Source organism: Ruegeria sp. BE3, assembly GCF_056538865.1.
The window spans coordinates 15,681-30,156 of record NZ_JBQFTW010000008.1; the positions used below are offsets into that span (position 1 = coordinate 15,681).

General features: G+C 59.2%; 11 protein-coding genes. All 11 read left to right on the forward strand.

From position 1 onward, the window contains the following. The first annotated feature begins 28 nt into the window (after nucleotides 1–28). The 11 genes from ACR0AZ_RS16435 to ACR0AZ_RS16485 all read left to right on the forward strand — a co-directional run bounded on the left by ACR0AZ_RS16435 (nucleotide 29) and on the right by ACR0AZ_RS16485 (nucleotide 14,476). The gene (locus tag ACR0AZ_RS16435; protein ID WP_480667892.1) at nucleotides 29–1,225 is read left to right on the forward strand and encodes a malate--CoA ligase subunit beta; all 1,197 of its coding nucleotides are present in this window, start codon (nucleotides 29–31) and stop codon (nucleotides 1,223–1,225) included. After that, on the forward strand, nucleotides 1,225–2,115 hold the full coding sequence (gene sucD, locus ACR0AZ_RS16440; RefSeq protein WP_480667893.1) for a succinate--CoA ligase subunit alpha: 891 nt from the start codon (nucleotides 1,225–1,227) through the stop codon (nucleotides 2,113–2,115). The genes ACR0AZ_RS16435 and sucD overlap by 1 nt, the downstream gene beginning before the upstream one ends. Continuing rightward, nucleotides 2,115–3,086, forward strand: a complete 972-nt coding sequence (locus ACR0AZ_RS16445) for a 2-hydroxyacid dehydrogenase (RefSeq protein WP_480667894.1) — start codon at nucleotides 2,115–2,117, stop codon at nucleotides 3,084–3,086. The genes sucD and ACR0AZ_RS16445 overlap by 1 nt, the downstream gene beginning before the upstream one ends. Next, nucleotides 3,086–5,716 carry a phosphoenolpyruvate carboxylase gene (locus ACR0AZ_RS16450; protein ID WP_480667895.1) on the forward strand — a complete coding sequence of 877 codons (2,631 nt, stop codon included), beginning with the start codon at nucleotides 3,086–3,088 and terminating at the stop codon, nucleotides 5,714–5,716. Before ACR0AZ_RS16445 ends, ACR0AZ_RS16450 begins: the two co-directional genes overlap by 1 nt. 21 nt (nucleotides 5,717–5,737) lie before the next feature. Next, on the forward strand, nucleotides 5,738–7,033 hold the full coding sequence (gene glyA, locus ACR0AZ_RS16455) for a serine hydroxymethyltransferase (protein ID WP_480473135.1): 1,296 nt from the start codon (nucleotides 5,738–5,740) through the stop codon (nucleotides 7,031–7,033). A gap of 18 nt (nucleotides 7,034–7,051) precedes the next feature. Continuing rightward, complete coding sequence (locus tag ACR0AZ_RS16460) at nucleotides 7,052–8,029, forward strand: HpcH/HpaI aldolase/citrate lyase family protein (protein ID WP_480473133.1); 978 nt, start codon at nucleotides 7,052–7,054, stop codon at nucleotides 8,027–8,029. 7 nt (nucleotides 8,030–8,036) lie between these two features. Continuing rightward, nucleotides 8,037–9,320, forward strand: a complete 1,284-nt coding sequence (locus ACR0AZ_RS16465; RefSeq protein ID WP_480667896.1) for a glycerate kinase type-2 family protein — start codon at nucleotides 8,037–8,039, stop codon at nucleotides 9,318–9,320. Between the two features lie 109 nt (nucleotides 9,321–9,429). Next, the gene (locus ACR0AZ_RS16470; RefSeq protein WP_480473129.1) at nucleotides 9,430–10,680 is read left to right on the forward strand and encodes a sarcosine oxidase subunit beta family protein; all 1,251 of its coding nucleotides are present in this window, start codon (nucleotides 9,430–9,432) and stop codon (nucleotides 10,678–10,680) included. A 13-nt stretch (nucleotides 10,681–10,693) separates the two neighbouring features. Further along, nucleotides 10,694–10,981 carry a sarcosine oxidase subunit delta gene (locus ACR0AZ_RS16475; protein WP_480473127.1) on the forward strand — a complete coding sequence of 96 codons (288 nt, stop codon included), beginning with the start codon at nucleotides 10,694–10,696 and terminating at the stop codon, nucleotides 10,979–10,981. Further along, a complete protein-coding gene (locus ACR0AZ_RS16480) occupies nucleotides 10,978–13,923 on the forward strand; it encodes a sarcosine oxidase subunit alpha family protein (protein ID WP_480473125.1) in 2,946 nt (981 codons plus the stop codon). The genes ACR0AZ_RS16475 and ACR0AZ_RS16480 overlap by 4 nt, the downstream gene beginning before the upstream one ends. After that, a complete protein-coding gene (locus tag ACR0AZ_RS16485; protein ID WP_480473123.1) occupies nucleotides 13,916–14,476 on the forward strand; it encodes a sarcosine oxidase subunit gamma in 561 nt (186 codons plus the stop codon). Before ACR0AZ_RS16480 ends, ACR0AZ_RS16485 begins: the two co-directional genes overlap by 8 nt.

The window sequence follows — 14,476 nt, forward strand, 5'->3', positions numbered from 1 at the left end:
ACGCACTGCATAAACGGGAGGAATGCAGATGGATATTCATGAGTATCAGGCGAAGGAAGTTCTTTCGAACTTCGGTGTTGCCATACCGTCCGGCGCGTTGGCCTATAGCCCTGAACAGGCAGCCTATCGCGCCCGAGAGCTTGGCGGAGACAAGTGGATTGTCAAAGCACAAGTCCACGCAGGTGGCCGCGGCAAAGCGGGTGGCGTCAAGCTATGTAACAGCGAAAATGAGATACATACGGCCTGCGATGAGATGTTCGGCCGCAAGCTGGTGACCCACCAGACCGGACCGGAAGGCAAAGGCATCTATCGTGTATATGTCGAATCCGCCGTGCCGATCGATCGCGAGATTTATCTGGGTTTCGTTCTGGACCGTTCCAGCCAGCGGGTCATGATCGTAGCCTCCTCGGAAGGTGGAATGGAGATTGAAGAGATTTCCGCCGAACGTCCTGACAGCATCGTGCGCTCGATCGTGGAACCTGCCGTTGGGTTGCAGGAATTCCAGGCCCGCGAGATTGCTTTCAATCTGGGCCTTGAACCCCGTCTGGTGCAGCAAATGGTTCGCACGTTGCAGGGTTGCTATGCCGCCTTCAGTGAGCTGGACGCGACCATGGTCGAGATTAACCCGCTGGTCGTCACTGGCGACGATCGGGTTCTGGCGCTGGATGCGAAGATGAGCTTTGACGACAACGCATTGTTCCGTCACCCCCAGATTTCCGAATTGCGCGACAAAAGTCAGGAAGACCCGCGCGAAAGCCGTGCGGCGGACCGGGGGCTGTCTTATGTGGGCCTTGAAGGCAATATCGGCTGCATCGTGAACGGTGCAGGTCTGGCCATGGCCACGATGGACACCATCAAGCTGGCGGGCGGCGAGCCTGCGAACTTCCTCGACATTGGCGGCGGCGCCTCGCCGGAACGTGTCGCCAAGGCTTTCCGACTGGTTCTGTCCGACAAGAACGTTCAGGCGGTGTTGGTAAACATTTTTGCCGGTATCAACCGCTGCGACTGGGTCGCCGAAGGCGTCGTACAGGCGTTGCGCGAGTTGGAGATCAACATCCCTGTCATTGTGCGACTTGCCGGGACCAACGTTGAAGAGGGTCAGAAGATCCTCGCCAAATCCGGCCTGCCGATCATCAGAGCCACTACGCTGATGGAAGCCGCTGAACGGGCGGTGGGCGCATGGCAGAACGATCTGACCCAAAACACCAAGGTGAGGGCTGTATAATGAGCATTCTTCTCGACCGCGACTCTCGCGTAATCGTTCAGGGCATCACCGGACGCATGGCGCGCTTTCATACCAAGGATATGCTGGAATATGGCACCAATGTAGTCGCCGGCGTCGTTCCCGGAAAAGGTGGCGAAACCGTCGAAGGTGTGCCCGTCTTTGACACCGTCAAGCAGGCTGTTGAAGCCACCGGCGCGGATGCGAGCCTTGTGTTTGTCCCGCCCCCGTTTGCAGCGGATTCGATCATGGAAGCCGCAGATGCGGGTATCCGCTATTGCGTTTGCATCACCGACGGCATTCCGGCCCAGGATATGATCCGCGTCAAACGCTACATGTATCGCTATCCAAAGGACAAGCGTATGGTGCTGACCGGCCCGAACTGTGCCGGAACGATCAGCCCCGGCAAAGCTCTGTTGGGGATCATGCCTGGGCATATCTACCTACCCGGCAATGTCGGCATCATTGGCCGCTCGGGGACGCTTGGCTATGAGGCTGCGGCGCAGTTGAAAGAGCGCGGTATCGGAGTTTCGACCAGCGTCGGCATCGGGGGTGATCCGATCAACGGTTCCTCGTTCCGTGACATTCTCGAACGCTTTGAGTGGGATGAGGATACAGAGGTTATTGCCATGATTGGCGAAATCGGTGGGCCACAAGAGGCTGAGGCGGCTGAATATATCCGCGATCACATCACCAAACCCGTCATTGCCTATGTTGCGGGTCTGACCGCGCCAAAAGGACGGACCATGGGCCACGCCGGCGCGATTATCTCGGCTTTCGGTGAAAGCGCATCGGAAAAGGTCGAGATTCTGTCCGCCGCCGGTGTGACCGTCGCCGAAAACCCTGCCGTCATCGGTGAAACGATTGCCCGTGTCATGGGAAAGGCTGCGTGATGGTTAAGCCTTCGGTTCTTGTCACCCGTCGTTGGCCTGCTGCGGTCGAAGCGCAGTTGACCGAGAACTACAACGCCGTGCTCAATACCGGGGACAAACCAATGTCCCCGGCCGAAATCCGCGATGCTCTGAAAAGCTATGACGCAGTTTTGCCCACGGTTACGGACACGCTCAGCGTCGAGGCGCTGGACGTACCCGCAGCACAGACCAAAATCCTCGCCAATTATGGCGTGGGATACAGCCATATCTGCGAACCATCGGTGCGCAATCTTGGGATCACCGTGACCAATACACCGGATGTCCTGTCCGAGTGTACGGCCGATCTGGCCATGACATTGCTGCTGATGGTTGCCCGTCGCGCTGGCGAAGGCGAGCGCGAATTGCGCGCTGGAAACTGGTCCGGTTGGCGTCCGACCCACCTTGTCGGCACGAAGGTCAGCGGCAAGACGCTTGGCATTATCGGCTTTGGACGGATCGGTCAGGAAATGGCGCGGCGCGCACATCACGGCTTTGGCATGAAAATTCTGGTCCAGAACCGTAGCGCAGTGTCGACCGAGGTGCTGAAACAGTTCAACGCAGCACAGGTCGAAACGGTCGATGACTTGCTGCCACGATGCGATTTCGTCTCGCTGCATTGCCCCGGTGGATCGACGAACCGGCACCTGATCAATGGGCGCAGGCTCGACCTGATGAAGCCTGACGCATTCCTTATAAACACCGCACGCGGCGAAGTTGTGGACGAGCACGCTCTGGTACAGTCGCTGATGTTCGACACGATCGGCGGCGCGGCACTGGATGTCTTTGACGGCGAACCACGGATCAGCCCGGACCTGTTGCAATGCGACAATCTGGTGATGTTGCCCCATCTGGGCAGCGCCACGCGCGAATCCCGCGAAGCCATGGGGTTCCGTGTACTCGACAATCTCGGCGATTTTTTTGCAGGCCGCACTCCGCGGGATCAGGTGATCTGATGCAAGCGATGGCCCGAAATATTCCACCCACCCCGGAACCTTCGAATTATGCCGAAGGGTTGCGCTCGGAATTGCGGGTGTTGTGGTGGAACATTTTGCTGAAACGGGCGCCCCATGTAGCGACCTGGGCCGAGGCCACGCCGTTGCAACCCATCCCCACCGGGCCTGAAGCAACGCCCTACCTACAGGCCCTGTCGATCTGGTTCCAACTGTTGCGCATCATTGACGAAAACGCAGAAGTCCGGGACCGTCGCCTGACCGAGACCCAAAGCGGGGCAGAAGCGGTCGAGGGCGGATTCGCCGAGGTATTGTCTGACCTGTCCCTGACGGATCGCCAGACGGAAAAGCTGACCGCTGATCTGTGTGCAGGTCCCACCCTGACCGCGCATCCGACCGAGGCCAAACGGGTCACTGTTCTGGAAATTCACCGTCGGATTTACCGCAACCTCGTCGGTCTTGAAACCCAACGCTGGACCCCGACCGAACGCGCCGAATTGCTGAATGGTCTGGAGGGTGAGATCGATCTTTTGTGGCTGACTGGTGAACTTCGACTGTCGCGCCCAAGCCTGCACGATGAAATCGAATGGGGGTTGCAATTTTTCCGGGATGCAATCTTTGACGCCGTCCCGCAGGTAATGGATCGATTTGATCAGGCCTGCCTGCATGTGCTGGGCCAGACACTGAACGAAACACCCGATATCCGCTTTCACAGCTGGATCGGCGGTGATCGGGACGGCAATCCGAATGTCACGACCGAGATGACCGCGCTGGCCTTGCAACGCGGGCGTGAAACGGTTCTTGACCTTTACCGTCAGGCCCTTGATCGGGCTGCAAGCAGGTTAAGTATAAGTGCACTCATATTGCCGCTGCCCGAGCTCAACAGGGCGCGAATACAAGAAATAATCGACCGGTTTCCGGACGCTGGCCGCAATCGGAACGAACCGTTTCGGCAAGCTCTAAATGCCATTCGCCATCGGTTAACAGATGGCGGCTATGATCACATCTCACAATTCGTGAGCGATCTTGATGCGCTTGATAACGCATTATGCGCGGTCAATGCCGATATTCTGGCGCGACGACATATCCGCCCCCTGCGCCGAGCTGCGACGGTTTTTGGGTTCCGAACCACAACGTTGGATATCCGTCAGAATTCGACCGTCACAACCGATGTTCTGGCCGAAATCTGGTCACAATCCAGCCAGGCTCCAGACTATGGCACGGCCGAATGGTCTGCCCGTTTGCGAACCGAACTGGCGGATCAGAACCTGCCTTATCAAAGCCGCGACGCACTGAGCGATCTGGCACAGGAATTGCTCGCCCTTCTGGCGCTGGTCCACAGCGTGCGATCAGGGCCAGATCCCAAGGCAATCGGCCCGTTCATCCTGTCCATGACCCGTTCTGCCGATGATATTCTCGGCGTCTACCTGCTGGCCCGTTATGCCGGGTTCGGGTCCGAAACACTGGATATTTCGGTGGTTCCGCTGTTTGAGACGATTGCCGATCTGCGCAACGCCCCGGCGATCCTGCTGGGTGTTCTGGGCGTTCCGCTTGCCCGCCGCAGCCTCAAAACCGACGGTAACGTGATCGAGGTTATGCTGGGATATTCGGACAGCGGTAAGGATGGCGGCTATTTCTGCTCAACATGGGAACTTGAGCGTGCCCAACGCCGGATCGTGTCGGCACTGGCCTCTCAAGGCTTCAAGGCCACATTTTTCCATGGTCGCGGCGGCTCGGTCAGCCGGGGTGGCGCACCTACCGGACGCGCCATCGCCGCGCAACCCAGTGGAACAATTGCTGGGCGGTTGCGCGTGACCGAACAGGGCGAGGTTGTTTCGACCAAATATGCCAACCGCGGTACGGCTGCGGCGCATCTGGAATTGCTGCTTTCAAGCACGCTGCGCCATACAGCCAACCCCGGCCAAACCCCTGCCCGGCCCGAGTTCGACGACGCGCTGGATGCCCTGTCGGAACTGTCTCAGATGGCCTATGTCTCGCTTCTTCAGATGCCGGGCTTTCTGGACTATTTCCAGCAAGCCAGCCCAGTCGAAGAACTTGCCCGCCTGAAAATCGGCTCCCGCCCGACCCGCCGGTTCGGTGCTGCCAGTCTGGATGACCTACGGGCCATACCATGGGTTTTTGCATGGTCGCAGAACCGTCACCTGATCACCGGTTGGTACGGGTTTGGCGCCGCTATGACCAGCTTTCGTAAATTCCGTGGCGCGCGCGGTGATGAAGTGCTGCAGGACATGTTTAATGACTCTCGCCTGTTCCGCCTCGCCGTCGATGAGATGGAAAAATCGCTCTATCAGGCGGATATGGATATCGCCGCACAATACGGCGAATTGGTCCCCGATGCGGAGACTCGCCAACGCATCTCGCGTGCTATCAAAGTGGAATACGACAGTGCCTGCAGCGCAGTGCAGTTTCTGACCGGCGGTCAGGCCATCGGTCACCGTTTTCCTCGTCTGTGCGAGCGGTTTGATCGTAAACGGGCCGAACTGGCCCGCATTCACGCGCTGCAAGTCGAGCTGCTGCGAAAGGCCCGAAGCGAGCCGCAGGCAGGATCGGTTCCTGTGCCTTTGCTGCAATCCATGAATGCCATTTCCGCTGGCCTCGGCTGGACCGGCTAACCCTTTTCAGGAGGTTTCAACGTGAACGCCCCGCAACGCACCCAAGGTTTCTTCACCCAGTCCCTAGCGGATCGTGACCCCGAGCTGTTTGGTTCGATCACGTCCGAGCTGGGCCGTCAGCGCGACGAGATCGAGCTGATCGCCTCGGAAAACATCGTCTCTGCCGCCGTGATGGAGGCGCAGGGCTCGGTGATGACCAACAAATACGCCGAGGGCTATTCCGGTCGCCGCTACTATGGCGGTTGCCAGTTCGTCGATATCGCCGAGGATCTGGCGATTGACCGCGCCAAGCAGCTGTTCGGCTGTGAGTTCGCCAACGTTCAGCCCAACTCAGGGAGCCAGGCCAACCAGGGTGTGTTTCAGGCGCTGATCCAGCCCGGCGACACCATTCTGGGCATGTCGCTTGACGCAGGTGGCCACCTGACCCACGGCGCAAAGCCCAACCAGTCGGGCAAGTGGTTCCACGCGGTACAGTACGGCGTCCGCAAGCAGGACAACATGCTGGATTATGATCAGGTCGAGGCGCTGGCGAAGGAACGTAACCCCAAGCTGATCATCGCGGGCGGCTCGGCCATCCCGCGCCAGATCGACTTTGCCCGCATGCGCGAGATTGCCGATATGGTCGGTGCCTATCTGCACGTGGACATGGCGCATTTCGCCGGTCTGGTGGCGGCGGGCGAACACCCCTCGCCCTTCCCGCATGCGCATGTGGCGACGACCACCACCCACAAGACCCTGCGCGGTCCGCGTGGGGGTATGATCCTGACCAATGATGAAGATATCGCTAAGAAAGTGAACTCGGCGATCTTCCCCGGCATTCAGGGCGGCCCGCTGATGCATGTGATCGCCGGCAAGGCAGTGGCCTTTGGCGAGGCGCTGCGCCCCGAGTTCAAGGACTATATCAAGCAGGTCGTGACCAACGCACAGGCGCTGTCGGATCAGCTGATCAAGGGCGGACTGGACACTGTGACCCACGGCACCGACACCCATGTGGTGCTGGTCGACCTGCGCCCCAAAGGCGTCAAGGGCAACGCGACCGAAAAGGCTTTGGGCCGGGCGCATATCACCTGCAACAAGAATGGCGTGCCGTTTGATCCCGAGAAGCCGACCATCACCTCGGGCATCCGCCTGGGCTCCCCCGCCGGGACCACCCGCGGCTTTGGCGAGACCGAGTTCCGCCAGATCGCTGACTGGATCATCGAAGTTGTCGACGGTCTGGCCGCCAATGGTGAAGACGGCAACGCCGCCGTCGAGGCAAAGGTCAAAGCCGAGGTCGCCGACCTCTGCGCCAGATTCCCAATCTACCCGAACCTGTAAGACGAAGGACCCTAACCCATGAGCTTTCATTCCATTGACCAAGCCCCTGCCCGCCTGAACCGCAGCGAATTGGCCGTACCGGGCAGCCAGCCCGGCATGTTCGAAAAGGCCGCACAATCGGACGTGGATGTCATCTTCCTTGATCTCGAAGATGCCGTCGCACCTGACGAAAAGGAACAGGCCCGTAAGAACATCATTCAGGCACTGAACGATATTGACTGGTGCAACAAGACCATGTCGGTGCGGATCAACGGGCTTGATACCCATTACATGTATCGCGATGTGGTGGAAGTGGTCGAACAGGCCGGAGAGCGGCTGGACCTCATCATGATTCCCAAGGTCGGCACTGCAGCTGATGTTTATGCGGTAGACATGCTGGTGACCCAGATCGAGGACGCCAAGGGCTACAAGAAGCGTATCGGGTTCGAACACATCATCGAAACCGCGCTGGGGATGCAGAATGTCAGCGAAATCGCTGCGGCCTCGAAACGAAATGAAAGTCTGCATTTTGGTGTTGCGGATTATGCAGCCTCGACCCGGGCGCGGACGACCATCATCGGTGGCGTGAACCCTGACTATTCCGTTCTGACCGACGCAGATGCGGACGGTGGCCGCCTGTCCCATTGGGGCGACATGTGGCACTATGCGCTGGCCCGAATGGTTGTTGCAGCCCGTGCCAATGGCCTTCGCCCGATTGATGGCCCCTTTGGTGATTTTCAGGACCCCGACGGCTATCGCGCGGCGGCCAAGCGGGCGGCTGTTCTGGGATGTGAAGGCAAATGGGCAATTCACCCCAGCCAGATTGCGTTGGCGAACGAGGTTATGTCTCCTTCGGATGCCGAAGTGAACAAGGCTCAGCGCATTCTTGTAGCAATGGCCGAGGCCGAAGCGTCCGGCAAAGGCGCCGTGTCTTTGGATGGTCGCCTGATTGACTATGCCTCGATCCGTCAGGCGGAAGTATTGGTCGAAAAGGCGGGTCAGATCGCTGCCGCATGAGCGAACTATGACCGGGCAATCCTCAATAAATCTGTGGGATAGCGCCGCAGCCATCTTCGCTGCGGCGGTCACCGCCGCAGATCCGGCAGATTCGCTGCGCAGACAATTGCGAACGGCACCGCTTCCCGCACCAAAACAGGGCGGGCGCAGCATCCTTATCGCTGTTGGAAAAGCTGCGCCTGCCATGATGGCAGAGGCATTGCTACATGTTCAGGGCGACCACATCGCCCTAGCCGTGACACATGCCGAAAACCAGACCGATGTGGACGGAGCGACCGTATTGAATTGCGCGCACCCCGTCCCGGACGAACGAGGACTGAAAGCCGGGAGACAGATCATCGCACTGCTCAAGGCAGCACGTGAGGAAGATCAGATCATTGCGCTGATCTCGGGCGGGGGATCGGCCTTGGTTCCCGCGCCTGTCAAAGGGTTGACCCTGTCAGACAAAATCACGGTCAACGAGGTTTTGCTGTCCTCCGGGCTCGACATCGTGCGGATGAATCTTGTGCGTCAGCACCTGAGCCGAGTTAAGGGCGGAGGGTTCTTGCGACACGGCTCGCCTGCCCCGGTCACGGCCTATATCCTGTCGGATGTGATCGGAGATGATCTGCGCGCTGTTGCCAGCGGACCGACCGCCCTTCCAATCGGAAGCCGCGCCGACGCCCGCAGAACCTGCATCGAGGCCGGTATCTGGCATCGGTTACCAAAATCTGCCCGCGCCCATCTGGAACAAAGCACTCCTAAACAGGCCATAGCGCCTGAGGCAACCAATCACCTGATCGGATCGAACACGATCAGCCTTGAAGCGGCACATGCATGTGCATCGCAGACCTGCCGCGCCGAAATTGCGTCTGACGCGTTGATCGGTGACGTGTCAGATGCCGCAGACAAGATTTTGCAAGCAATCCCGTCCGCAACTGTTGAGCGTCCAGTCGCTCTGCTGTTTGGTGGTGAGACTACTGTGCGTTTGCAAGGCTCCGGGCACGGAGGGCGCAATCAGGAATTGGCACTGCGGGTGGCCCAACTGGCGGAGGGACGATCAATACCCGGCAACTGGGTATTCCTCAGCGGCGGCACGGATGGGCGCGATGGCCCCACCCCGGCGGCTGGTGCGATTGTGGATGCTGGGACGTTCGGCCGAATCCGCGCTTCGGGGCATGACCCTGCCGCCCTTTTGGCAAACAACGACAGTCACAAGGCGCTGACGTTGTCAGGTGACCTTCTGATAACCGGCGCGACCGGGACCAATGTTGCGGACATCCAGGTCTTGCTGCTTGGTACTGACACGTAAGGCGTTGTGAATTCGCCGGCCTTCAGGTCTGATTTAAAGCTATCGATGTCGGATTTGAGAGTATCAATTCAGATGATTTGCGTGGAATCTGGCGAAAAAGGTCCGATCCATGCGATATTCTGGCTTCAAAGTCATCAAAGAGGCGCTTACCGGCCACAAAGGCTGGAAACCGGCGTGGCGCGACCCAGAACCCAAGCCGCATTATGACATAGTGATTATAGGCGGCGGTGGTCATGGTTTGGCGACGGCGCATTATCTTGCCAAGATTTATGGGCACCGAAAGGTCGCGGTGATCGAAAAGGGCTGGATCGGTGGCGGCAATGTGGGGCGCAACACGACGATCATCCGCTCAAACTATCTGCTGGATGGGAATGAACCGTTCTACGAGTTTTCGCTGAAACTGTGGGAAGGTCTGGAACAGGACGTTAACTACAACGCGATGGTTAGCCAGCGTGGAATCATCAACCTGATCCATTCGGATGCACAGCGTGACGCCTTTACCCGGCGGGGCAATGCGATGATCTTGAACGGCGCGGATGCCGAATTGCTGGATGCCGATCAGGTACGCCGGGAATATCCGTTTCTGAATTTCAACGATGCGCGGTTCCCGATCAAAGGTGGTCTGGCGCAGCGGCGCGGCGGCACCGTGCGTCACGATGCCGTGGCCTGGGGATATGCGCGCTCAGCCAACAGTTTCGGCGTCGATATCATCCAGAACTGCGAAGTGACCGGGTTTCGGATCGAAGACGGCACATGTCTGGGTGTCGAGACCTCGAAAGGGTTTATCGGCGCGGGCAAGGTCGGCTGTGCCGTTGCAGGCAATTCGGGGCGGTTGATGGGCATGGCGGGGATGCGCCTGCCGATCGAAAGCCATGTCTTGCAGGCCTTTGTCTCGGAAGGTCTGAAACCGGTTCTACCCGGTGTCATCACCTTTGGCGCGGGGCATTTCTATGTCAGCCAGTCCGACAAAGGCGGACTGGTCTTTGGCGGCGATCTGGACGGGTATAACTCCTACGCACAGCGCGGCAATCTGCCAGTGGTCGAGGATGTCTGCGAAGGCGGCATGGCGCTGATGCCGATGATCGGCCGGGCGCGTCTGCTGCGGATGTGGGGCGGCATTATGGACATGTCGATGGATGGTTCGCCCATAATCGACCGGACCGGAATTGACGGGCTCTATTTCAACGGCGGCTGGTGCTATGGCGGGTTCAAGGCAACCCCGGCCTCAGGCTATTGCTTTGCGCATCTTCTAGCGCGTGATGCGCCACACCCGACCGCAACCGCCTATCGCTTTGACCGGTTCCGCACCGGGCACATGATTGACGAAAAAGGCATGGGCAATCAGCCCAACCTGCACTGAGAGGACCAGCACCATGATCATCCATCATCCCTTGCTGGGCCCGCGTGACAGTTCCGAATTTGTCTATCTGGGCGACGCGTCGCTGATTGACCGCCCCGACTGGCAGGGCGACGATGCGGTGACGGCGTTTCACGATTATGCCTATCTGCGCGACAATCCCGCCGGTCTGCATCGCGAGCTGTGGTTTCACGAAGGCGGTGACCGGTCTTGGCTGGTCGTGACACGCAATACCGTGACGCATGAGATCACAGGCGTGGAATTGGCCCGAGACGTGGCCCGGGCAAAGGGACGTTCAAAATGACTCAAGACAACCGGCTGAGCGGCGGTCAGATCGACCGCACCAAAACCCTGAATTTCAAGTTCGACAACCGCAGCTACGCTGCTCATCCTGGCGATACACTGGCCTCGGCCCTGCTGGCCAATGGCGTACGCCTGATGGGGCGGTCGTTCAAGTATCACCGCCCCCGCGGTGTGCTGACCGCCGGATCGGAAGAACCCAATGCGATCGTCGAACTGCGCTCGGGCAACCGTCAGGAGCCCAACACCCGCGCCACAACGATCGAGATGTTTGACGGGCTTGAGGCCCGATCGCAAAACCGTTGGCCCAGCCTGAAGTTCGACGCGCTGGCAATCAATGACAGGTTTTCGAATTTCCTGTCGGCTGGTTTTTATTACAAGACCTTTATGTGGCCGGCTGCGTTCTGGGAAAAGTTGTACGAGCCGATGATCCGCCGCGCCGCCGGTCTGGGCTCGCTTTCGATGCAAGAGGACCCGGACGAATACGACAAGGGGTTCAGGCATTGTGACCTGCTGATCATTGGCGCCGGTCCGTCCGGTTTGGCTGCCGCCTTGACCGCTGGCCGGGCCGGGTCGGACGTTATCCTGGCTGACGAGGATTTCGCGCTTGGCGGGCGGTTGAACAGTGAGACCTTCTCGCTGAACGACGGCCCTGCGGATGAATGGGTTGCGCAGACGGTAGCTGAATTGTCCGCAATGCCGAACGTCCGCCTGATGCCGCGTACAACTGTCATCGGGGCCTTTGATCACGGCATTTATGGCGCGGTTGAACGTACTGGCGACCACCTAGCCAACTTGCCTTCGGGCAAGCCCCGGCAAATCCTGTGGCGTATCTATTCCAAACGCGCCCTACTGTGTGCAGGCGCGACCGAACGACCCATCGCATTCGAAAACAACGACCGCCCCGGTGTCATACTGGCCAGCGCGTTGCGGACTTATGCCAACCGGTTCGCATCCACGGCAGCGCAGCGTGTTGCGATCTTTACCAACAATGACGACGGCCATCGGACCGCCGCCGATCTGCATTCCAAGGGCGTCAAGATCGCGGCTGTGGTGGATGTTCGACCGGATGCGCCGATCAACTACGAATACGAAGTGCTCGCAGGTGCTCAGGTCGTTGATACCAAGGGCCGTCTGGGTCTGAGCTTTGTCGAGGTCAAACTGGCCGACGGGTCTAAGCGCACATTGGACTGCGGTGCGCTTGGCGTGTCCGGCGGCTGGAACCCGAACGTGCATCTGACCTGCCATCAGCGGGGACGCCCGATCTGGAACGAGGATCTAGCGGCCTTCGTTCCCGGCGCAGACCTACCGCCTGGCCTTGCGGTCGCGGGTGCTGCAAACGGAACGATGTCGACCCATGGCGCGTTGCAATCCGGTGCCCAGGCGGCGGCTGAAGCGCTGGAACTCAGCGGCGCGCTGCCCAACTTACCCAAGGCCGAGGATGCTCCAGTCTCGCAAACGCCGTATTGGTATGTTCCGGGCTGCGCGCGCGCATGGCTGGATCAACAGAACGATGTGACGGTCAAGGATGTGAAGCTCAGCCATCAGGAAGGGTTCCGATCGGTCGAACACCTGAAACGCTATACCACGCTGGGCATGGCAACCGATCAGGGCAAGACTTCGAATATGGGCGGTCTGGCGATCATGGCGGAATTGGCCGGTAAATCCATCCCCAAGACGGGAACGACAATCTTCCGCCCACCCTATACACCGGTGCCTATCGGCACGCTTGCCGGGCGCATGAAAGGGCAGGAATTCCATCCAACCCGCCTCACACCTTCACATTATTGGGCCAAGGAACGGGGCGCGGTCTTTGTTGAGGTTGGCAACTGGTTGCGCGCCCAGTGGTTTCCCCTGCCCGGCGAGACGCATTGGCGTGAATCCGTCGACCGCGAAGTGCGACAAACCCGCGCCTCGGTCGGCGTGTGCGACTGTACGACGCTTGGAAAAATCGACGTGCAAGGCACCGAAGCTGCGGACTTCCTGAACCGCATCTACTGCAATGGCTTTGCCAAACTGGCTGTGGGCAAAACCCGCTATGGCCTGATGCTGCGCGAAGACGGGATCGCCATGGATGACGGCACCGCCGGACGTCTGGCCGAGGATCATTTCGTGGTGACAACGACCACGGCCAATGCGGTCAAAGTCTATCATCATATGGAGTTCGTCCGGCAGTGCCTGTTCCCTGACATGGACGTCCAACTAATCTCGACCACCGAAGCCTGGGCGCAATATGCCGTTGCTGGTCCCAACTCGCGCAAACTGCTGCAGAAGATCGTGGACCCGGAATTTGACATTTCGAATGAAGGTTTTCCGTTCATGGCCTGCGCGAATATCACCGTTTGCGGTGGCCTGCGGGCGCGTCTGTTCCGGATTTCGTTCTCGGGCGAGCTGGCGTTCGAAATTGCGGTTCCCTCGCGCTATGGCGATGCGTTGATGCGGCGTCTGATGCAGGACGGTGAAGAGTTCGATGTAGTTCCATACGGCACCGAGGCTCTCGGCGTCATGCGGATCGAAAAAGGGCACGCCGCAGGGAATGAACTCAACGGGACCACCACAGCGCTGAACCTTGGCATGGGCCGGATGGTGTCCAAGAAGAAAGATAGTATCGGTTCGACCCTGTCCGAACGTGAGGGGCTGAACGAGGCTGATGCGTTGAACATGGTCGGCGTCAAACCCGTGAACAGCGCGGACAAAATCACCGCTGGCGCGCATCTCATGGATGCATCCGGCCCGGTCGATGCCGCGCATGATCAGGGCTATGTTACGTCGGCCGCGTTCTCGCCTTCGCTGGATAGTCACATCGGCCTGGGCTTTCTGAAGAATGGTGGTGACCGTCAGGGCGAGAAAATGCGCCTTGTCTCGCCGCTGACCGATCTGACCGTCGAGGTCGAGATTGTCTCGGCTCATTTTGTCGACCCTGAGGGAGAACGGCTTCGTGCATGATCTTGTTGCAATAACCGCCTTGGGCGGATCTGAGCCCCATGTCGATACGGTTGGAACCGTCACATGTACCGAGGTGCCTGGTGTTGCGTTGGCCTCGGTCGCCGCGCGCGCTGGCCTCGAAGCAGAAGCCCGCAAAGCGCTTGCAAGACTAATCGGTGCGTCAGCACCCGATGTTGGTAAGTTCGGTGGTGACGTTGTCTCGGCATTCTGGACCGGACCGGATCAGTGGATGGTCGAAGCCCCGTTCGATACTCATGAAGAACTGGCGCATCAGACGAAAGACTGTGTCGGCGACACCGCGTCCGTTTCAGAACAGACCGATGCCTGGACCCGGTTCGATCTGGAGGGCGCAGACATTCTGGCGGTTCTGGAGCTGCTATGTAATCTGGATTGCCGCAAGATGGGTGCGGGCGAGACGGCCCGTACTTCGATCCATCATCTCGGGTGCTTCGTTCTGTGCAGGTCCACCGCATTGTTCAGCCTTTATGGTCCCCGTTCTTCGGCAGGGTCTATGCATCATGCGATTGTGGTAGCGATGAAATCCGCTCTTTGA